The organism is Klebsiella aerogenes (genome assembly GCA_029027985.1).
Lineage (GTDB): Bacteria > Pseudomonadota > Gammaproteobacteria > Enterobacterales > Enterobacteriaceae > Klebsiella > Klebsiella aerogenes_A.
Genome location: CP119076.1, coordinates 2036379 through 2055696, shown reverse-complemented (window position 1 = coordinate 2055696; position 19318 = coordinate 2036379). Strand labels below are relative to the sequence as shown.

Annotated in this window: 24 protein-coding genes; 11 read left to right on the top strand and 13 right to left on the bottom strand. The window is 51.6% G+C overall.

Features of this window, described 5'->3' with window-relative positions:
* Positions 1-71: 71 nt before the first annotated feature.
* The 5 genes from rplT to PYR66_09755 form a co-directional block, all read right to left on the bottom strand.
* Positions 72-428 carry a 50S ribosomal protein L20 gene (gene rplT / locus PYR66_09775; GenBank protein WEF29949.1) on the bottom strand — a complete coding sequence of 119 codons (357 nt, stop codon included), beginning with the start codon at positions 426-428 and terminating at the stop codon, positions 72-74.
* A gap of 50 nt (positions 429-478) precedes the next feature.
* Positions 479-676, bottom strand: coding sequence for a 50S ribosomal protein L35 (gene rpmI / locus PYR66_09770; GenBank protein WEF29948.1), 198 nt, complete (start codon positions 674-676; stop codon positions 479-481).
* A 90-nt stretch (positions 677-766) separates the two neighbouring features.
* Positions 767-1309, bottom strand: a complete 543-nt coding sequence (infC, locus tag PYR66_09765) for a translation initiation factor IF-3 (protein WEF30407.1) — start codon at positions 1307-1309, stop codon at positions 767-769.
* Positions 1310-1312: 3 nt separating this feature from the next.
* On the bottom strand, positions 1313-3241 hold the full coding sequence (gene thrS, locus PYR66_09760) for a threonine--tRNA ligase (protein ID WEF29947.1): 1929 nt from the start codon (positions 3239-3241) through the stop codon (positions 1313-1315).
* 463 nt (positions 3242-3704) lie between these two features.
* Positions 3705-4463, bottom strand: coding sequence for a YdiY family protein (locus PYR66_09755; GenBank protein ID WEF29946.1), 759 nt, complete (start codon positions 4461-4463; stop codon positions 3705-3707).
* A gap of 361 nt (positions 4464-4824) precedes the next feature.
* On the opposite strand from PYR66_09755, the gene pfkB reads away from it, so the two are divergent.
* The 7 genes from pfkB (at position 4825) to PYR66_09720 (ending at position 8755) form a co-directional block, all read left to right on the top strand.
* Entirely contained in the window at positions 4825-5754 is a 930-nt protein-coding gene (pfkB, locus tag PYR66_09750; protein ID WEF29945.1) for a 6-phosphofructokinase II, read from the top strand.
* A 95-nt stretch (positions 5755-5849) separates the two neighbouring features.
* The gene (gene ghoS, locus PYR66_09745; protein WEF29944.1) at positions 5850-6134 is read left to right on the top strand and encodes a type V toxin-antitoxin system endoribonuclease antitoxin GhoS; all 285 of its coding nucleotides are present in this window, start codon (positions 5850-5852) and stop codon (positions 6132-6134) included.
* A 105-nt stretch (positions 6135-6239) separates the two neighbouring features.
* Complete coding sequence (locus tag PYR66_09740) at positions 6240-7100, top strand: fructosamine kinase family protein (GenBank protein ID WEF29943.1); 861 nt, start codon at positions 6240-6242, stop codon at positions 7098-7100.
* A 157-nt stretch (positions 7101-7257) separates the two neighbouring features.
* Positions 7258-8280: a sensor domain-containing diguanylate cyclase gene (locus tag PYR66_09735; protein WEF29942.1), complete on the top strand. Its 1023-nt coding sequence runs from the start codon at positions 7258-7260 to the stop codon at positions 8278-8280.
* A 47-nt stretch (positions 8281-8327) separates the two neighbouring features.
* On the top strand, positions 8328-8432 hold the full coding sequence (locus PYR66_09730; GenBank protein ID WEF29941.1) for a YoaK family small membrane protein: 105 nt from the start codon (positions 8328-8330) through the stop codon (positions 8430-8432).
* Positions 8429-8503 (top strand): hypothetical protein, encoded by a 75-nt coding sequence (locus PYR66_09725; protein ID WEF30406.1) that lies wholly within the window; start codon positions 8429-8431, stop codon positions 8501-8503. The genes PYR66_09730 and PYR66_09725 overlap by 4 nt, the downstream gene beginning before the upstream one ends.
* 132 nt (positions 8504-8635) lie before the next feature.
* Positions 8636-8755, top strand: coding sequence for a hypothetical protein (locus PYR66_09720; GenBank protein ID WEF29940.1), 120 nt, complete (start codon positions 8636-8638; stop codon positions 8753-8755).
* Positions 8756-8802: 47 nt separating this feature from the next.
* Here PYR66_09720 and PYR66_09715 read toward each other — a convergent pair whose 3' ends face one another.
* The 4 genes from PYR66_09715 to PYR66_09700 form a co-directional block, all read right to left on the bottom strand.
* Positions 8803-9066 (bottom strand): DUF2534 family protein, encoded by a 264-nt coding sequence (locus tag PYR66_09715; GenBank protein WEF29939.1) that lies wholly within the window; start codon positions 9064-9066, stop codon positions 8803-8805.
* Positions 9067-9192: 126 nt separating this feature from the next.
* Positions 9193-9831 carry a leucine efflux protein LeuE gene (gene leuE / locus PYR66_09710; protein ID WEF29938.1) on the bottom strand — a complete coding sequence of 213 codons (639 nt, stop codon included), beginning with the start codon at positions 9829-9831 and terminating at the stop codon, positions 9193-9195.
* A 91-nt stretch (positions 9832-9922) separates the two neighbouring features.
* A complete protein-coding gene (gene lpxP / locus PYR66_09705; GenBank protein ID WEF29937.1) occupies positions 9923-10837 on the bottom strand; it encodes a kdo(2)-lipid IV(A) palmitoleoyltransferase in 915 nt (304 codons plus the stop codon).
* Between the two features lie 506 nt (positions 10838-11343).
* Positions 11344-12165 (bottom strand): class I SAM-dependent methyltransferase, encoded by an 822-nt coding sequence (locus PYR66_09700; protein WEF30405.1) that lies wholly within the window; start codon positions 12163-12165, stop codon positions 11344-11346.
* Between the two features lie 286 nt (positions 12166-12451).
* On the opposite strand from PYR66_09700, the gene umuD reads away from it, so the two are divergent.
* Together umuD and umuC are read left to right on the top strand one after the other, a co-directional pair.
* Complete coding sequence (gene umuD / locus PYR66_09695) at positions 12452-12886, top strand: translesion error-prone DNA polymerase V autoproteolytic subunit (protein ID WEF29936.1); 435 nt, start codon at positions 12452-12454, stop codon at positions 12884-12886.
* Positions 12870-14132: a translesion error-prone DNA polymerase V subunit UmuC gene (umuC, locus tag PYR66_09690; protein WEF29935.1), complete on the top strand. Its 1263-nt coding sequence runs from the start codon at positions 12870-12872 to the stop codon at positions 14130-14132. The genes umuD and umuC overlap by 17 nt, the downstream gene beginning before the upstream one ends.
* 70 nt (positions 14133-14202) lie before the next feature.
* Here umuC and PYR66_09685 read toward each other — a convergent pair whose 3' ends face one another.
* Entirely contained in the window at positions 14203-14376 is a 174-nt protein-coding gene (locus PYR66_09685; GenBank protein WEF30404.1) for a YciY family protein, read from the bottom strand.
* Between the two features lie 143 nt (positions 14377-14519).
* Between PYR66_09685 and cls the strand changes: the two genes are divergently transcribed.
* Together cls and PYR66_09675 are read left to right on the top strand one after the other, a co-directional pair.
* Positions 14520-15980, top strand: coding sequence for a cardiolipin synthase (cls, locus tag PYR66_09680; protein ID WEF29934.1), 1461 nt, complete (start codon positions 14520-14522; stop codon positions 15978-15980).
* 34 nt (positions 15981-16014) lie between these two features.
* Positions 16015-16344 (top strand): HI1450 family dsDNA-mimic protein, encoded by a 330-nt coding sequence (locus PYR66_09675; GenBank protein ID WEF29933.1) that lies wholly within the window; start codon positions 16015-16017, stop codon positions 16342-16344.
* Positions 16345-16414: 70 nt separating this feature from the next.
* Here PYR66_09675 and PYR66_09670 read toward each other — a convergent pair whose 3' ends face one another.
* The 3 genes from PYR66_09670 to PYR66_09660 are packed head-to-tail and all read right to left on the bottom strand — an operon-like array spanning position 16415 to position 19312.
* Complete coding sequence (locus PYR66_09670) at positions 16415-17281, bottom strand: ion transporter (GenBank protein WEF29932.1); 867 nt, start codon at positions 17279-17281, stop codon at positions 16415-16417.
* Between the two features lie 16 nt (positions 17282-17297).
* Positions 17298-18302: a murein tripeptide/oligopeptide ABC transporter ATP-binding protein OppF gene (gene oppF / locus PYR66_09665; GenBank protein WEF29931.1), complete on the bottom strand. Its 1005-nt coding sequence runs from the start codon at positions 18300-18302 to the stop codon at positions 17298-17300.
* The gene (locus PYR66_09660; GenBank protein WEF29930.1) at positions 18299-19312 is read right to left on the bottom strand and encodes an ABC transporter ATP-binding protein; all 1014 of its coding nucleotides are present in this window, start codon (positions 19310-19312) and stop codon (positions 18299-18301) included. The genes oppF and PYR66_09660 overlap by 4 nt, the downstream gene beginning before the upstream one ends.
* Positions 19313-19318 lie beyond the last annotated feature (6 nt).

The following is a 19318-nucleotide window of genomic DNA, read 5'->3' as shown; positions in this document are numbered from 1 at the left end:
CGCGAATAAAAGTCAATGTATTGATAGCGTTGAAATGAAAAGAGGGAGACAAGCTCCCTCTTTCAACTGGCTTATGCCAGAGCTGCTTTCGCTTTTTCGACCAGAGCGGTGAACGCTAATTTGTCGAATACTGCGATGTCAGCCAGGATCTTACGGTCGATTTCAACAGAGGCTTTTTTCAGGCCATTGATGAACTTGCTGTAAGAAATACCGTTCTGACGTGCTGCTGCGTTGATACGCGCAATCCACAGTTGACGGAACTGACGCTTTTTCTGACGACGGTCACGATAAGCGTACTGACCAGCTTTGATAACAGCCTGGAAGGCAACGCGGTATACGCGAGAACGCGCACCGTAGTAACCTTTAGCTTGTTTCAAAATTTTCTTGTGACGTGCACGGGCAACTACACCACGTTTTACGCGAGCCATATGTGCTCTCCTGTATCTATTCTAATTAAAAAGTTAAAAGGGTTAACGACTTATGCGTACGGCAGGCACGCGATTACCAGGCCCAGATCGCCTTTAGAAACCATGGCTTTCGGACGCAGGTGACGTTTACGCTTGGTAGCTTTTTTGGTCAGAATGTGACGCAGGTTAGCGTGCTTGTGCTTAAAACCACCTTTACCGGTTTTTTTGAAGCGCTTTGCAGCACCGCGTACGGTCTTAATTTTTGGCATTTTAATAACTTCCACTTCGCATTGTTAATAAACGAAACAAAGGCGAACAAACCAGTGAACCGAAGTCCACCGGTATGTTACTTGATGGCCTTACTGTTTCTTCTTCGGAGCGAGCACCATGATCATCTGGCGGCCTTCGATCTTCGTTGGGAAGGATTCGACTACTGCCAGTTCAACCAGATCTTCTTTCACGCGATTAAGCACTTCCATACCGATCTGTTGGTGGGCCATCTCACGACCGCGGAAACGCAGCGTGATCTTGGCCTTATCGCCATCTTCGAGAAAGCGAATCAGGCTGCGGAGTTTTACCTGATAGTCACCTTCATCAGTACCAGGGCGGAATTTAATTTCCTTAACCTGGATAACTTTCTGCTTTTTCTTCTGTTCCTTAGAAGACTTACTCTTTTCATAAAGGAACTTGCCGTAGTCCATAATACGACAAACTGGCGGTTCGGCGTTAGGGCTGATTTCAACTAAATCTACTCCAGCTTCTTCAGCCTTTTCGATAGCTTCTCTCAGACTCACAATACCCAGTTGCTCACCTTCCAGACCAGTTAAGCGAACTTCCTGGGCGCGAATCTCGCCATTAATACGATTCGGACGTGCCGTTTGAACTCGTTTTCCGCCTTTAATACCTTATTCCTCCAGTTGTTGAAGACTGCGGCTGCGAATCTCTTGTTGCAGCTTTTCGATCACTTCATTTACGTCCATGCTGCCGAGGTCTTTACCGCGACGGGTACGCACGGCGACTTTGCCGGCTTCGACTTCTTTGTCGCCACAGACCAACATATACGGGACACGACGTAAAGTGTGCTCGCGGATTTTAAAGCCAATCTTCTCATTTCTCAAGTCCGCTTTTACGCGAATGCCCGCATTTTGTAGTTTACGAGTCAATTCGTTAACGTATTCAGCCTGAGAATCCGTAATATTCATGACCACGACCTGCACTGGAGCAATCCAGGTTGGGAAGAAGCCAGCGAACTCTTCGGTCAGGATGCCGATGAAGCGTTCCAGTGAACCGAGAATCGCGCGGTGAATCATTACTGGCACCTGACGCTCGTTATTTTCGCCTACATAAGAAGCGCTTAAACGCTGCGGCAGAGAGAAGTCCAGCTGTACAGTACCGCACTGCCATGCACGATCGAGGCAGTCATACAGGGTAAATTCAATTTTCGGACCGTAGAACGCACCTTCACCCAGTTGATATTCAAATGGGATATTGTTCTCTTCCAGCGCAACCGCCAGATCCGCTTCCGCGCGGTCCCAGGTCTCATCGCTACCGATACGTTTTTCCGGGCGAGTCGACAGCTTGACGACGATTTTCTCGAAGCCAAAGGTGCTGTACATATCATAAACCATACGAATACAGGCGTTCACTTCATCGCGAACCTGATCTTCAGTACAGAAGATATGCGCATCATCCTGAGTAAAACCGCGAACGCGCATCAGACCATGCAGCGCCCCCGACGGTTCGTTACGGTGGCAGCTACCGAATTCAGCCATACGCAGCGGCAAATCGCGGTAGGATTTCAGCCCCTGGTTGAAGATCTGCACGTGACCCGGGCAGTTCATCGGCTTAATGCAGTATTCACGGTTCTCAGAAGAGGTAGTGAACATCGCATCTTTGTAGTTGTCCCAGTGGCCGGTTTTTTCCCACAGCACACGGTCCATCATGAACGGACCTTTCACTTCCTGATACTGGTACTCTTTCAGTTTAGAACGAACGAAAGTTTCCAGTTCGCGGAAGATAGTCCAGCCGTCATTGTGCCAGAACACCATACCCGGCGCTTCTTCCTGCATATGATACAGGTCGAGCTGCTTACCGATTTTACGGTGGTCGCGTTTCGCGGCTTCTTCCAGACGCTGCAGGTAGGCGTTCAGCGCTTTTTTATCTGCCCATGCGGTACCGTAGATACGCTGCAGCATTTTATTGTCGCTGTCGCCACGCCAGTACGCGCCTGCGGTTTTCATCAGTTTGAAGTGATGGCAGAAGCGCATATTCGGTACGTGCGGACCACGGCACATATCGATATATTCTTCATGATGGTACAAACCCGGTTTGTCATCATGCGCGATGTTTTCGTCAAGAATAGAAACTTTATAAGTTTCGCCACGCTTCACGAAGGTTTCACGCGCTTCGTGCCAGCTGACTTTCTTCTTGATGACATCGTAGTTTTTCTCGGCGAGCTCATGCATACGCTTTTCGAGCGCGTCGATGTCTTCCTGAGTCAGGGTATGGTCCAGATCGACGTCGTAATAAAAACCGTTGTCGACAACCGGGCCAATGGCCATTTTGGTGTTCGGCCACAGCTGTTTGATCGCATGACCTAACAGGTGCGCGCAGGAGTGACGAATGATCTCCAGACCATCTTCATCTTTGGCGGTGATAATAGAGAGCGTGGAGTCAGTTTCGATCGGGTCGCAGGCATCAACCAGCTCACCGTTTACACGTCCGGCGATGGTGGCTTTCGCCAGGCCTGGACCGATATCCAGAGCAACATCCATCGGGCTAACTGCGTGGTCGAAATGGCGTTGGCTGCCATCAGGAAGCGTAATTACAGGCATTTTATGTCCTTATTTGCAGTGGTGCCCCACACGAAAGAGCACATACAAAACAATATAATCATAATTATCAACGAGTTGTGACACAGTTCCCGCTTCACTCTGCGAAAATATGAGTACGACCATCTATCTATTGAGCCGCCCTCACCTGCAGCCGCTCGTTGATAACACCGGGGGTTAGTGTACACATCATTTCTACGCGATTAAAGACGCAATATCTAAATAGGTATTCTTCTTTTAAATAACAAGGGGACTTGTTCAATTCGTCGCTGACGCTTGAACCCTCTCCGGTCAAACCACACCATTCGCGCCTGGCGCATTTAATTCATGGTTCGGTTAAATTGAACGCTGAAATAAAAACCACCAATGTTATAAAAGCAGAATTAAAAAAATCATCCGTTTTAGTGAGTATTCATCCACCCACCGGGAAATAATAAGAATCAGGCCGGTTTCCCGACCTGATAAATTACATTTTATAACCGAGCGATAACGTGGTGCGACGATCGGTATGCTCTGGCGCCGAGGCCGGCGGCTGCGAGTTCCACGTCAGGTTATAGGCCACACGCAGCGCAAAGTGGGCGTTAATCGCCACGTTTAATGCGCTTTCCGAGTTCAGCGTTGTATCTTCCGCGCCGAACACCGAAACGCCCTGGGTAAATTTAGCGTTGTCAGTCATCTGCCATGCCCAGGTGCCCGAAGCGTATCCCAACGGCTGCGTTTCGTTATCACCATCAGTGTATTCGTCATAGCGAACACCCGGACCAAATTCAAAACGTAGACTGTGTACCGGGCCGTTAAGGACCTGACGGCCGTAACCGGCAGTCAGGACGTCGCGCTGCTGATAACCGTTGTAGCGGTCGGTCAGCCAGCTCGCCTGACCAAACACGTAGTTCATGTCGGTCAGGTTATAACGGCTACGGCCGCCAACGGCGTATTTCTCTGAAGAGCGCTGATCGTTGGAAGAATTATTGCTCGCATTGCCCCACAGCGACCAGGCCGTGGTATCGCCGTACCAGGTCAGCGTTGAATCGGCGCTCATTGATGAGCTTTTCGTGTTGCCGGACTGAGCGAGATAGCCCGCATTCACAGCACCTTCGAAAGGTTTTTTAGCAGTGGAAGGGTCATCCATGACGGTAAAAACGGAATCATCGGCCAGTGCGTTTACAGACGCAAAAAGCCCCCCCGCCAGCAATGCCGCTGCGGGTACTGTCTTCAAAAGCTTCATTATAACTCTCTAAAATACATATCTTCAGGACAGTACAAATGATGAATGGACGATGAGCCCCTTCATTGAATTTAGAGTCCGTACAACATTTAAGGAGACCCGACAGGTCCCGGAAACTTTCGCGAGGCGCGCTGAATGCGAGTCTTAAGAAAGGCGCTTGATTATAAAAAAGCACGAATAACTTAGCAATCAGTTGCTATTTCATTTTTTGAATAAGACAGCTCCCAAAACAATCTTTATTTCATAAAGATAAAAATGCAGACATCTTTGCAAATCCCTCAGCATCCCCCACTTTCCCTCCCCGCGTTTCAGTGCCATGCTTAAAAACAGAACAGCTTACCCCGTATTAAGGAGGAACCGGATGACCAAAATTTATACGCTCACGCTGGCCCCATCTCTCGACAGCGCAACGCTGACACCGCAAATTTATCCCGAAGGAAAATTACGCTGTAGCGCCCCGGTATTCGAGCCCGGCGGCGGCGGGATCAACGTCGCTCGCGCGATCACCTTTCTTGGCGGCAAAGCGACGGCGATATTCCCGGTCGGCGGCGCCACCGGCGAGCATCTCACAGCCCTACTGGCCGATGAGCACGTTCCGGTCGAAACGATCGAAACCCGCGATTGGACGCGGCAGAACCTACACGTTCACGTTGACGCCAGCGGCGAACAGTACCGTTTTGTGATGCCCGGCGCGGCGCTGACCATCGATGAATTTCGTCTACTGGAAGAAAAGGTTCTGGCCATTGAACCTGGTTCGCTGCTGGTTATCAGCGGCAGTTTACCGCCTGGCATCAGCGTCGATAATCTGACTCAACTGGTGAAACATGCCCAGCAGCGCGGGTTGCGCTGCATTATCGACAGCTCCGGCGATGCACTGGCCGCCGCGCTGGACGTCGGCAACATCGAACTGGTCAAACCTAACCAGAAAGAACTGAGCGCGCTGGTGCAACGCGATCTCAGTCAGCCGGATGACGTGCGCAATGCCGCGCTGGAACTTATCCGTTCCGGAAAAGTACGCCGGGTCGTGGTCTCGTTGGGTCCACAGGGCGCGCTGGGCGTTGATGCTGACGGCAGCGTTCAGGTGGTGCCGCCGCCGATGAAAAGCCAGAGCACCGTTGGCGCGGGCGACAGCATGGTGGGCGCCATGACGCTGCGTCTGGCAGAAAACGCCTCGCTTAAGGATATGGTTCGCTTCGGGGTAGCTGCCGGCAGCGCCGCCACGATCAATCACGGCACGCGCCTTTGCTCGCTGAGCAATACGCAAAAAATCTACGAATACCTGTGCGGCTGATAGTCCCTGACTCCCCTGCACATCCGTGGAGGGGAGTTTCTAATTCACCATTATGGTCTATGCTAGAAATGCCATGTATAACAACGGGGTGAAAAATGAGCACCGATGTTACCGCCTACGTCGTCACCGTGACATTCCAGGAGCACACGCTGACCGAGATTAACGAGCTCAGCAATCACTTTATCCGCGCGGGATTCATCCTGACGTTCAACGATGACGACGGTAAACCTCACGATTTAGGCACCAATACATTTGGCCTGTTGAGCGCGCAAAGCGCTGACGAGATTCAGGCATTGAGCGCTGGCCTGACGGAAGCGGCCTTAGGCCGGCCAGCCGACATCACCATCACCACATTTACCCAATGGTTAAAAGCTCAATAAGTGCGATCAGCGCAGCGGAAGACGCCAGTTGTGCGTCAGCTCGAACTTTATGGCGAAGTTATGCGCTAACCTTATGATATGGTGGAAAACATGGGGAGAGACGGCATGTGGCAAGCTATCAGCAATTTGTTAGGCGAGCAACACTCTGGCGGCGCTGAAATCGAACTGCGCAACGAGCTACCCGGCGGAGAGATCCATGCCGCCTGGCACCTACGCTTTGGCGGAAAAGATTATTTCGTCAAATGCGATGAACGAGAACTGCTCCCTATTTTTACCGCAGAAGCCGATCAGCTGGAACTGCTATCACGCAGTAAAACCGTGGTGGTGCCACAGGTTTTCGCCGTCGGCAGTGACCGGGATTACAGCTTTCTGGTGATGGAATTCCTGCCGCCGCGCCCGCTTGACGCGCACAATGCGTTTCTCCTTGGTCAGCAAATTGCCCATCTGCATCAGTGGAGCGATCAGCCGCAATTCGGTCTGGATTTTGACAACGATCTATCAACGACCCCGCAGCCGAACGCCTGGCAGCGCCGCTGGTCAACCTTCTTTTCCGAGCAGCGTATAGGCTGGCAGCTGGAGCTGGCGGCTGAAAAAGGACTCCATTTTGGTGATATCGACAGTATTGTCGATGCCGTTCAGCAGCGGCTAAGCAACCATCAGCCGCAACCCTCGTTATTACATGGCGACCTGTGGTCCGGTAACTGCGCTTTAGGGCCCGACGGCCCCTACATTTTCGACCCAGCCTGCTACTGGGGCGACCGCGAATGCGATCTGGCGATGCTGCCGCTGCATCCGGAACAACCGCCACAGATTTACGACGGCTATCAGTCAGTCTCGCCATTGCCTGCCGGCTTCCTCGATCGCCAACCGATTTACCAGCTTTATACTCTACTCAATCGAGCAATTTTGTTCGGCGGCCAGCATTTGGTCACGGTGCAAAAAGCGCTGGATGAGGCCCTGCAATAACTCCCTCAAATGGCCCTTCGGGGCCTTTATCCACTATTTTTTACCGTCGCGCGTGCAGATATCCCCCTGCAAAATGTGATACATTTGTTATATATATGTTTGCTATGAACTGCGCCGCCCCGCAGTACTGCGCTAATGTTCGGGAGCCACATCATTCATGTCAGACTTTATTCTTGCCCGCGTCTCGCAAACGCTGGCAACCGAACGAACGCTCGAAACATTGGTGCGCCAGCTGCTGGAAATGCTCGAACTGGTGACTCGAATGGAGTCGACTTATCTGACCCGCATCGACCCGAAAGCGCAGCGCCAACTGGTGATGTACGCCCACAACAGCAGCGAAATGCAGATTCCGGAAGGCTTTTCCATCCCCTGGAATGAGTCACTCTGCAAACGCGCCATCGATGATAACTGTCTCTTTTGCAACGACGTAGGCGAACGTTGGCGTTCTTGTACTGCTGCGCAGGAACTGGGCATCACGACCTTCTTTAGCATACCAGTCCAGCTTGCCGACGGTTCGTTATATGGCACACTGTGCGCCACCAGCCGCGTAAAACAGCCCTATAACCTGGAGGGAGAGCAGGTCATGAGACTGTTCGCCAACCTGATTTCCCATTATGTTGAGAAAGAGACGCTGGTTCAGCAGTTGCGCACCGCCAATGCCGCGCTGGAAATGCACTCCCACACCGATGAGCTGACTGGTTTACCTAATCGCCGCGCGCTATTTAAGCATCTCACGACGCTATTTTCCCAAGACCGCGATCGGCAGAATAAAATCTTGCTGATATTCATCGACCTTGATGATTTCAAAGCAATTAATGATAAACTTGGCCACCCCTGCGGTGATAGTTTCCTGATCCAGATCGGTGAACGGTTAAACGCCTGCGTGCGTAATGAAGATACCGTCGGCCGCCTCGGCGGCGATGAGTTTTTGATAATCGGTCCGGCACTCGATTTACCGCAGCAGCAGGCGTTTATTACCCGTCTGCGTCAGCAACTCGCTGGCCGTTATCGGCTGGCCGGGCACGGAATAGACTACCCTGGCGCCAGTTTTGGGGTGATTGATGTTGACCCGCGAAATATGGACGTTGAACAAGCGCTACGCGCGGCGGACGATGCCATGTATCATGACAAAAATTCCCGGCGCAAGCTGACCCTTTTCGATATTGACGTGAAAGCATAGCTTTCCAGTATGATAGACAACATGACTCTTAGAGGCAGGAACTAAGCATGAAATTGGGTATTCTTTTTCCGGTGGTGATTTTCATTGTCGCCGTGGTCTTTCTGGGCTGGTTTTTCGTTGGCGGCTATGCGGCTCCGGGCGGCGCATCATGAAAAAGACGACCATTATCATGATTATCGTCGCCATTGTGGTGGTGGTTGGGACGGAATTGGGTTGGTGGTAATCCCATTTATCTCGCCGCTGCAGCATTGCGGAGTTGTCTTATCCACTCAATAATTTAACGCGTTACACTCACTTCATCAGCCGCTTCGCTGTCTTTGTTCAGTAAAGCGGACGTTAACTGGAGAAGTGAGTCATGAAAAAACCGATTGTGTTGCCGTTGATTCTCGCGCTGTGCACGCTGTTATCGGGATGTATTGTGGATGATGGTTATCACCACAGACACCACCACTATCATCATGATCGTGGCTGGTGATAAACGGAATGATAAAACAAGGCGAACTCAGGTTCGCCTTGGTGCATTTAGTCCTGGCGGTCAGAACCTAAAAACAGGAAACCCAGCGGGATAGCAAACAGGACGGTGAAAACGGTGCTGTACACCATCACCATCGCGCCTTGCAGGAAGAACATCGACGTTGTCCACTCCGAGTACGGCATGTTGTACTCACTCACCACGCCGCCGAATGTTGCGCGCCCCACCACAGCAAGCGCAATGGCAAATACCGTCGCCATCGACAAGAGGAACTTCTTGCCGTTTTTATTACTGAGGATTTTTTGCAGAATCATCCGGGTTCCCTTTTCTGTGAGCGATAATCGGCTGTATATGTAACACCAATGCAATAAAAATTGAAGGTTTTTTGTTACAGGGCAGCGATTATTGCTGACTGGCCGATCGTCAGACCGGCCCGGAGATTAAGACTGTAGTGTTGCCAGACGAGCGGCAAAGCCGACAAAGACCAGGCCAATCAAACTGTTGCCCAGCTTTGCCAGTTTCTTTTTAGTCTTCACATAGCGCGTGACAAACGAGCCGGAGAGGATCAAGAAGCTCATATAGACAAAGCTAATCACTTCCAGCGTTAATGCCAGAATAAAGAATGCGGCGCCCGGCGATGCCGCATTAACGTCGATAAACTGGACGAAGAAAGAGACATAGAACAGGATCGCTTTCGGGTTAGTCAGACTCAAGGTCAAAGAGCGCTTGAGGATTGCGCTTCCCGGCTCAGCATCGGCGGCATCATGCCCCTCGCGCTGCTTAAATACCGAGTAGAGCATTTTGGCACCCAGCCACAACAGATAAATCGCCCCAAGGTAACGCACGATATTAAACAATACCGGGGTTGTTTTGATGAGCGTCGCGACACCGGCAAAAGCCAGGAACATCAAAACCGCATCGCCGATAAATACGCCCGCTGCGGCGAGATACCCTTTCTTCACGCCGTGCGCGATGCCGGTTTTCAGCACAAAAAAGGTATTAGGGCCGGGGACGAGAATGATAAAAACAGCCCCGACCAGGTAGGTCAAATAATTCAAAACACCAAACTCAGCGAACACGCTGCACTCCTTCGCTTTCAACAAAAAGTATGATCCAGCTCACGTTAACGCAACTGCGGTCATTTTGAAAGCGCGGAGCGCAACTGTTGGTCTAATACACCGAGGTTTCGCCAAGGGGACGCGTTTTAAACCGGCGATGTACCCACAGATACTGCTCCGGCGCACGCAGGATTTCCCGCTCGATGACTTTATTGATATAGCTGGCGGCAATTTGTTTATCTTCGCCAGGGTAATCATTCATCACTTCGCTGATATGCAGGCTATAACCTTTACGATCCAGCTTGCGCACCATGCTTATGCTCAGCATTTTCGAACCGGAGAGGCGTGACAACACCCAGGTGCCGTTCGTGGTTGCCGCCTGCGGAACCGAGAAAAACGGCGCAAATACGCTACCTTTTGGGCCATAATCCTGATCCGGTGCAAACCATACCGCCTCGCCGGATTTCAGCGCATGCACCAGTCCGGAGAGGTTGCGGCGGTCGATCATCGCTTTATTGGAGCGCAGGCGAGCGCGAGTCTGTACCCATTCCATCAGCTGGCTATTGTGTGGACGATAGGTCGCCATCATCGGACGACACAGGCCCATTGCCCGTCCGCCCAGTTCAAGGGACATAAAATGGATACCGACGACCATCACGCCTTTTTCCGCGCTGAGCGCGTTATGCAGATTGGCAATGCCTTCGACGTCAAACCACTTTTTAACGCGTTCGTCGCTCCAGAACCAGGCCATCCCGGTTTCGATGAGCCCCATACCAAGAGACATAAAGTTCTCTTCCAACAGTTTTTCACGGGCCGCGCAGGACATTTCCGGGAAGCACAATTCGATGTTACGCCGGGCGATATGCTCCCGACGCTTCAGAAAACGACGTGATAACCGCCCTGCACTGGTGCCAAGAGTATGCAGAACAGGATAAGGTAATTGAACGATTAACCAAAGAATGACCAGACCAAACCAGGTCACCCAATAGCGGGGAAGCAACAGATTTTTTTTAAAAGCGCAAGACATGGTTTTTCCTGTAAACATTAAAATATAGGGTAACGCTTAAGGAAAAAACGAGTCCTTTCATCCGTCATTAGGCGATACAGCGAGTCAGACAATAGTAATCCTGGTAAATTCACGGCAGCAAGGAAAAATTACAATAAACGCTAAAATACATAATAGATTCATAAATGTTACAAAGTGTAAAGCAAAAAAGAAGTCCGTTCATTCATATTTACTTTGATAATCATTTTCGCGCTAATCATTTTTTCCGATATAGGAATGGCCTTAAACTGCCGTCGTTAGTGGTAGCGGGCAAGGCCACGCCCTGTGGGCGGTGGTTGCCTGCGCATCCCTGCGCCCCCACGAGCGGATAGCCTTCGCCTGTAAAATATACACAAAGAAAATGCATTCACATTTATTTATAGTTGGCACAAATGCCATTTACCTGCAGCCTGACTGAATAAATTCATGTTCGTTAACAAATAGAAATAAGAACAGGATTATTTATCTTTATTGATAAACATTGACAATTATATATAGTCGCTGTTTATTTCATCATCGTTAATAATCGCTTTTCCCGGTTTGCTATTTTTCATTGCACAGCAGGCAATAAAATTAAGCTGCTGACGATGGCGTTGGAAAAAACGCATCATGGCTAAAAATCGTGGCCGATTCTGCGCTTTGCCTAATCCATTGAAGATGATTTTCGCCGCAGACGCAAAACCTTCATCTTTAATCAGTCCGCGCGGCGACATCAATGACATCTCGCCATGATAACAAGAGAACGTTGCAAAGCCGGTGGCGAGGAACATTGCCTGCCAGTGAGCCTGTGACATCGGGCTGACGTGTGATTTCACCACATTCTGCAGCGCCGATTGTTCTGCCTCATCTAACGACGATTGGGTATACATAATATCGTGCGTGAGCAATCGGCCCCCCGGCTTTAGCACCCGGTAATATTCTGCTATCAGCCGCGCTTTCGCTTTATCGACATACATCGTCAGCATGGCCTCATTTATCACCACATCAAAGGTCGCATCGGGAAATGGCAGACGCGTCGCATTGGCCTCCATCACAAACACCTGATGATCGACTCCTGCACGCACAATATTCTGCTGCGCTTTGGCCAGCGATTCTTTATCCATATCGACAGCATAGACGCAGCAGCCAAATCGTTTGGCTAATTCAATGGCGGTTGTCCCCATATTACAGGCGACCTCCAGCACTTTACTGTCGCGGGTGAAATGTGCCTGACGAAATAACCACTCTGTTGCCTCAACGCCACCGGGACGTAGACGGGTTTTCCCCAAGCTTGCCAGGAAAGTATGCCCTGCTTTCTCACTCATACTCATCATTCGGTTCCTCGCCCTATAAGTTGCATTATAAATACAACATTGTGCTTAATGAGGGAATCCTGAGAATGAATTTTATTTACCTTGAATCTTTTTCCTGAATCGTTGAGCTAGCGTTTTCTTGAGATGACCGGACAGGATAGTGAACCGTGAGTTGGGGGCCAGGGTACACTTAATTAAAATTTTCTGACTTTCAATGAGTTCCCGAAAACGCCGTTCAAGCGGCTTGATCGCGCTAAACAATCGCTGATACTGTATATACATACAGTTTAATGGATTTCAGATTATGCCGTTTATCTCCCCTTGCCAACCCGACGCTACGATGTTGCTGCCGTTGTTCATGGAACGGGTGTCTTGTGGTTTCCCTAGCCCGGCTCAGGACTATGTCGAAGAGATCCTTGACCTGAATAAGCTGGTCGTTAAACACCCCAGCGCAACCTACTTTGTCAGAGCAAGCGGCGATTCGATGATTGGCGCAGGTATCAGCAATGGCGACTTACTGGTTGTTGATCGTTCATTATCTGCAGTACATGGCGATATTGTTATCGCCGCGGTGGCGGGCGAATTTACCGTAAAAGAGCTGCACACACACCCGCATCTTCAGCTAATCCCGCATAATGCCAACTACTCTCCTATCCTGTTCTCGGCAGAAGAAGAGCTGGTGATTTTTGGTGTTGTGACGTTTACCTTGAAATCCCATCGACATGTTCGCACTCGTTGACGTCAACAGCTTTTACGCTTCCTGCGAGACCGTTTTTCGGCCAGACCTTAAGGGGAAACCTGTGGTTGTCGTTTCAAATAATGATGGATGTATTATTTCACGTTCAGCAGAAGCAAAGGCATTGGGCATCAGTATGGCAGTCCCCTATTTCCGGTTACGGGATGAACTGAAACGCCAAAAAGTACAGGTATTTAGCTCCAATTATGCGCTGTATGCCGATATGAGCCGCAGGGTAATGACGATTCTCGAAGAAACAGCGCCGAAAGCAGAAATCTACTCGATTGATGAAGCGTTCCTGGATCTGACAGGGGTTGGCAATGGCACACGCCTGGCCGTTTTCGGCCAGGCCATTCGCCAGCGCCTGCTTAAGGAGACCGGCCTGACCGTCAGTATTGGCATCGCTCCCACCAAAACATTAGCTAAATTGGCTAACCACGCAGCAAAAACCTGGGAAAAAACAGGCGGCGTCGTCGATTTATCGAATATCGATCGTCAGCGCAGACTGTTGTCCCTGATACCGGTCAGCGAGGTGTGGGGAGTCGGGCGGCGACTCGGTAAGAAACTCAATCTGCTGGGGATAAATACCGCCCTGCATCTGGCCGAATGTTCCAGCTGGGTGCTCCGTAAACACTTCAGTGTCATACTGGAAAGAACCTCACGCGAGCTACGGGGTGAACGGTGCCTTGAATTGGAAGAGTTTTCCCCGACTAAACAACAAATAATCTACAGCCGTTCCTTCGGGAGTCGGGTCACTGAGTATAGTGATATGCGCCAGGCGATCTGTACCTATGCCGAACGCGCCGCGGAAAAGTTACGCGAAGAGAAACAATTTTGTTGCTTTATCAGCGTGTTTGTTCGTACCAACCCGCATACGCAGCAGGCGGTTTTTTATGGTAACCAGTCTTCAGGCAGACTGATGACCCCCACCAACGATACCCGAGATATTATCTACGTGGCGACCGAAGCGCTGGACCGGATCTGGGTTGACGGGTATCGCTATATGAAGGCTGGCGTCATACTGAGCGACTTCTTCAGCCAGGGGGTGGCTCAGCTCAACTTATTTGACGAGCGCCCGCCACGGCCGGACAGTACAGCTCTGATGCGCGTCGTCGATAGGCTTAATCGTTCTGGCCGGGGTTCTGTGTGGTTTGCCGGGCAGGGAGTCCAAAAATCCTGGGCGATGAAGCGTGAAATGTTATCCCCCTGCTACACGACTCGCTATTCCGATCTGCCAATCGTCAAATAATCCATTTTATTTGTAGCGAGCCTCTGAATAGCACAGAGGCACCGCAAGCGGTGCCTTTAGATTTCAGCGCTCAAAGTTCAGAGAAGGTGAACAATAACGCATGACGTTGCCGTTTAACCAGACTCTTTCTGATAGCGAGAATGCGCATGTTGCGGCGCGATTGGGCTTCCAGCCAGCGCGATTTACGGCGACTTACTTGTCTAAGCATGCGCCAGCGCCCTACTTCTGTTCTACTACGCTTCATTGCTACTACTCTACGAGTGAAAACAGCCCTCATTATAAACCGATGAATCTGCCTGACTATCGCTTTCGCTGCGTTTTTATTTGCCAGACGGATGATGATGCGTAAACTCATGACATAGGGCTATTCAAAAGGATTTTTCATCTATGACAACCTTTTACACGGTCGTAAACTGGCTGGTCATTCTTGGGTACTGGCTGCTGATTGCCGGTGTCACATTACGTATTCTAATGAAACGCCGTGCGGTTCCTTCCGCCATGGCATGGTTATTGATTATTTACATCCTGCCGCTGGTGGGGATCATCGCTTATCTTTCTTTCGGCGAGCTGCATCTTGGCAAGCGTCGTGCCGAACGCGCTCGCGCCATGTGGCCCTCAACCGCCAAATGGCTAACGGACCTTAAAAGCTGTAAGCACATCTTCGCGCAAGAAAATAGCCCGGTTGCTGAGTCGCTGTTCAAGCTGTGTGAACGTCGTCAGGGTATTGCTGGTGTGAAAGGCAACCAGCTACAACTGCTGACCGAATCCGATGACGTCATGCAGGCGTTGATTCGCGATATCCAGCTGTCGCGGCACAATATCGAGATGGTGTTCTACATTTGGCAACCCGGCGGTATGGCCGATCAGGTTGCAGAATCGCTGATGGCCGCCGCACGCCGCGGCGTGCATTGCCGACTGATGCTCGACTCCGCCGGCAGCGTCGCCTTTTTCCGCAGCCCATGGGCAGCAATGATGCGCAATGCGGGTATTGAGGTCGTCGAAGCGCTCAAAGTGAATCTGATGCGTGTCTTCTTACGTCGCATGGATCTGCGCCAGCATCGCAAGATGGTGATGATCGACAACTATATTGCCTACACTGGCAGTATGAACATGGTCGACCCGCGCTATTTTAAACAGGATTCAGGGGTGGGTCAGTGGGTGGATCTGATGGCGAGAATGGAAGGCCCGGTCGCCACGGCGATGGGTATCGTCTACTCCTGTGACTGGGAAATTGAGACGGGTAAACGCATTTTACCACCGCCGCCGGACGTCAATATCATGCCGTTTGAAGAGGCCAATGGTCACACCATCCATACCATTGCCTCCGGCCCCGGCTTCCCGGAAGATTTGATTCATCAGGCGCTGTTGACCGCCGCCTATGCGGCGAAAGAGCACCTGATTATGACCACCCCCTACTTCGTCCCCAGCGATGACCTGCTGCATGCCATCTGCACCGCAGCGCAGCGCGGCGTCGAGGTGAGCATTATCATGCCACGCAAGAACGACTCCGTACTGGTCGGCTGGGCCAGCCGCGCCTTCTTTAACGAACTGCTGGCAGCCGGGGTGAAAATCTATCAGTTCGAAGGTGGACTGCTGCATACCAAAAGCGTGCTGGTCGATGGCGAGCTGAGTCTGGTGGGTACTGTTAACCTCGATATGCGCAGCCTGTGGCTCAATTTCGAGATTACCCTGGCGATTGACGACGTTGGTTTCGGCGGCGATCTGGCGGCGGTCCAGGATGATTACATCTCCCGTTCGCGCCTGCTGGATCCAAAACTGTGGGCTAAACGTCCGCTGTGGCAACGAATCGCTGAGCGACTGTTTTACTTCTTCAGTCCGTTGCTGTAAAACGTGCCCATCAGATGTTTAACGGGTAGCAATCATGGATATGGATTTAAACAATCGCCTGACCGAAGACGAAACGCTCGAACAGGCTTACGATATCTTTCTTGAGCTGGCGGCGGATAACCTCGACCCGGCGGATATCATCCTTTTCAACCTGCAGTTTGAAGAGCGCGGCGGCGCCGAACTGTTTGATCCGGCGGAAGACTGGCAAGAGCATGTCGATTACGACCTCAATCCAGACTTCTTCGCGGAAGTTGTCATTGGTCTCGCCGAGACCGACGGCGGCGAGCTTAACGATATTTTCGCCCGCGTTCTGCTGTGTCGCGAAAAAGATCACAAACTATGCCACATTCTGTGGCGCGAATAAGTCTTAAGGTCATTCGCCCATAAAAAAGCCTGCCGGCGGCAACATCGGCAGGCTTTTTCTTTTTACGCCGCTATAGCGGTAATTCCGCGCCGCAGGCGTGACAGAAACGGGCATTTTTATCATGCTCATTATGCTTACAGTTCGGACAACTACGACGGGCGCGGCGGTTTTGCAACGCCGTGGTCATATGGGTGGTAATCAGCCCGGTCGGAATGGCAATGATGGAATAACCGATTAAGATCAGCACCGAGGCGAGGATCCTCCCCAAGGGTGTATGCGGCGTAATATCGCCATACCCTACCGTGGTAATGGTGACGATTGCCCAATAGACCGAAGCATTCAGGGTGGTAAACCCATACTGTGGCCCCTCAATTAAATACATCAACGAGCCAAAGATAACCATCACAATGGCAATAAACGAGTAAAACAGGATAAGCTGATGACGGGCGCTGACAATCGCTACCCAGAAAATATTCAGCGACGGCATAAAGCGCAGCAGTTTGAGAATACGCAGCGCGCGAATGGCCCGCATCGCCCGCCAGGCGAAAACGTAATCAAGACTGATTTCCGGCCACAGCCACATCACATACAGCGGCAGAATAGTCGCGAGGTCGATAAAGCCCCAAAAACTGAAGATATAACGCAGCGGATTCGGCCAGCTGATGATGCGCAGAATATATTCCGCAGTGAATACCGCCGTGACAAATAACTCCAGCCAGATAAAAACATGCCATTCGTCGAGGGTCAGGTGATACTGCGAGCCGAGTCCGGACTCAACAAAAATGATCACCACGCTCAGCAGCGCGAATAGACCGCAAAGCCCTTCAAAACGACGACCGGATCGCCGGGTTTGATCAAAAAGTAAATGGTATAGCCGCAAACGGGCGGCGGAAATAGTAACAGCCACGTTAACCTCACAATAAAAAAGGGCTGACATTCGTCAGCCCATGCGATTATAACGGGTCTACCTTCAGGCAGGAAACCGCGTGGCGGAAACTGCCTTCGAGCACCGGCCGCGTTTTCGCGCATTCGGGCCCGGCGAGCGGGCATCGGGTGCGGAACACGCAGCCCGACGGCGGGTTAATCGGCGAAGGTAATTCCCCTTCCAGCAACTGGATAGTTTTATTTTTCTCCCGATCCGGGTCCGGCACCGGCACCGCCGACATCAGCGCTTTGGTATAGGGATGCAGCGGATTATGGTACACCTCATCATAGGTGCCAAGTTCCACCGCATGGCCTAAATACATCACCAGTACGCGGTCGGAAATATGCTTCACCACCGCCAGGTCATGGGCGATAAAAATGAGCGACAGCCCCATTTCCCGCTGTAGCTTCTGCAGCAAATTCACGACCTGCGCCTGAATGGAAACGTCCAACGCCGACACCGGTTCATCGCAGATAATCAGCTTCGGTTCAAGGATCAGCGCGCGGGCAATACCGATACGCTGGCACTGGCCGCCGGAGAATTCGTGCGGATAACGGTTGATCAAGTTAGGTAGTAGACCGACTTTCATCATCATCGCTTTCACCCGATCGCGAACTTCCTGACGCGGCATTTTTGGATGATAGGTACGCAGCGGCTCGGCGATGATCTCGCCGATAGTCATACGTGGGTTGAGCGACGCCAGCGGATCCTGGAAGATCATCTGGATATCGCTGCGCACATCGCGCCACTCTTCCGGCTTCATACCCAACAGATCTTTACCCAGCCAGGCGACTTTGCCGTCGGTCGCCTTCACCAGGCCGATAATGGCGCGAGCGAAAGTCGATTTACCACAGCCCGATTCCCCCACCACGCCCAGCGTTTCGCCTTCGTACAAACGTAGGGTTACGCCATCTACCGCTTTCAGCGTTTTTGACGGCTGCCAGAACCACTGTTTGCCATCTTTAATATCGAAATGCACTTTCAGGTCGGCGATTTCAAGCAGCACTTTTCTTTGTTCGATTACGGCGTTCATAGCAGATCCCCTACCGGTTTAAAGCAGGCGCGCAGGCGGCCCGGCGCAAACGCCTCCAGAGGCGGAGCGCTATTACAAATTTCCATCGCATGCGGGCAACGCGGCTGGAATGGGCAGCCTTTTGGCAGACGCAGCAGGTTCGGCGGGTTACCCGGGATGGTCAGCAGCGAATCACCTTCGCCATCAAGGCGCGGTACGGCATTAAGCAAGCCAATAGAGTACGGGTGCGACGGCTGATAGAAGACGTCACGCGCCTGACCATATTCCATGGTGCGACCGGCGTACATCACCAGCACCTTGTCGCAGATCCCGGCCACAACGCCGAGGTCATGGGTGATCATAATGATGGCGGTGTTGAATTCACGCTTCAGCTCATTAAGCAGGGTCATGATCTGCGCCTGCACGGTCACGTCCAGCGCGGTGGTCGGTTCATCGGCAATCAGCAGTTTTGGCCGACACAGCAACGCCATGGCGATCATCACGCGCTGACGCATACCGCCGGAAAACTCGTGCGGGAACATCTTCATGCGCTTGCGCGCTTCCGGCATTTTCACCGCGTCGAGCATCTTCACCGACTCTTCAAAGGCGGCAGCCTTGCTTAAACCTTTATGCAGCATCAGGACTTCCATTAACTGCTCGCCTACCCGCATATACGGATTCAACGAGGTCATCGGGTCCTGGAAAATCATCGAAATCTGTTCGGCACGCAGCTTATTCAGATCACGCTCTGGCAAGTTAAGAATTTCGCGTCCGTTAAAGGTGGCAGAACCGCCAATGCGGCCATTTGCCGCCAGTAGCCCCATTAACGCGAACGCGGTCTGCGACTTACCCGAACCTGACTCGCCGACGATGCCTAAGGTTTCCCCGGCGCGCAGGTTAAAGTTCAGATCGTTCACCGCAGTCACATCGCCGTCCGGTGTTTTAAAGGTTACCCGGAGATCCTTCACATCCAGCAGCAGACCGCTTTGCTGCGCGCTCTGTGGCGCAGTGGTCATTTCAATTGTGCTCATGATGGC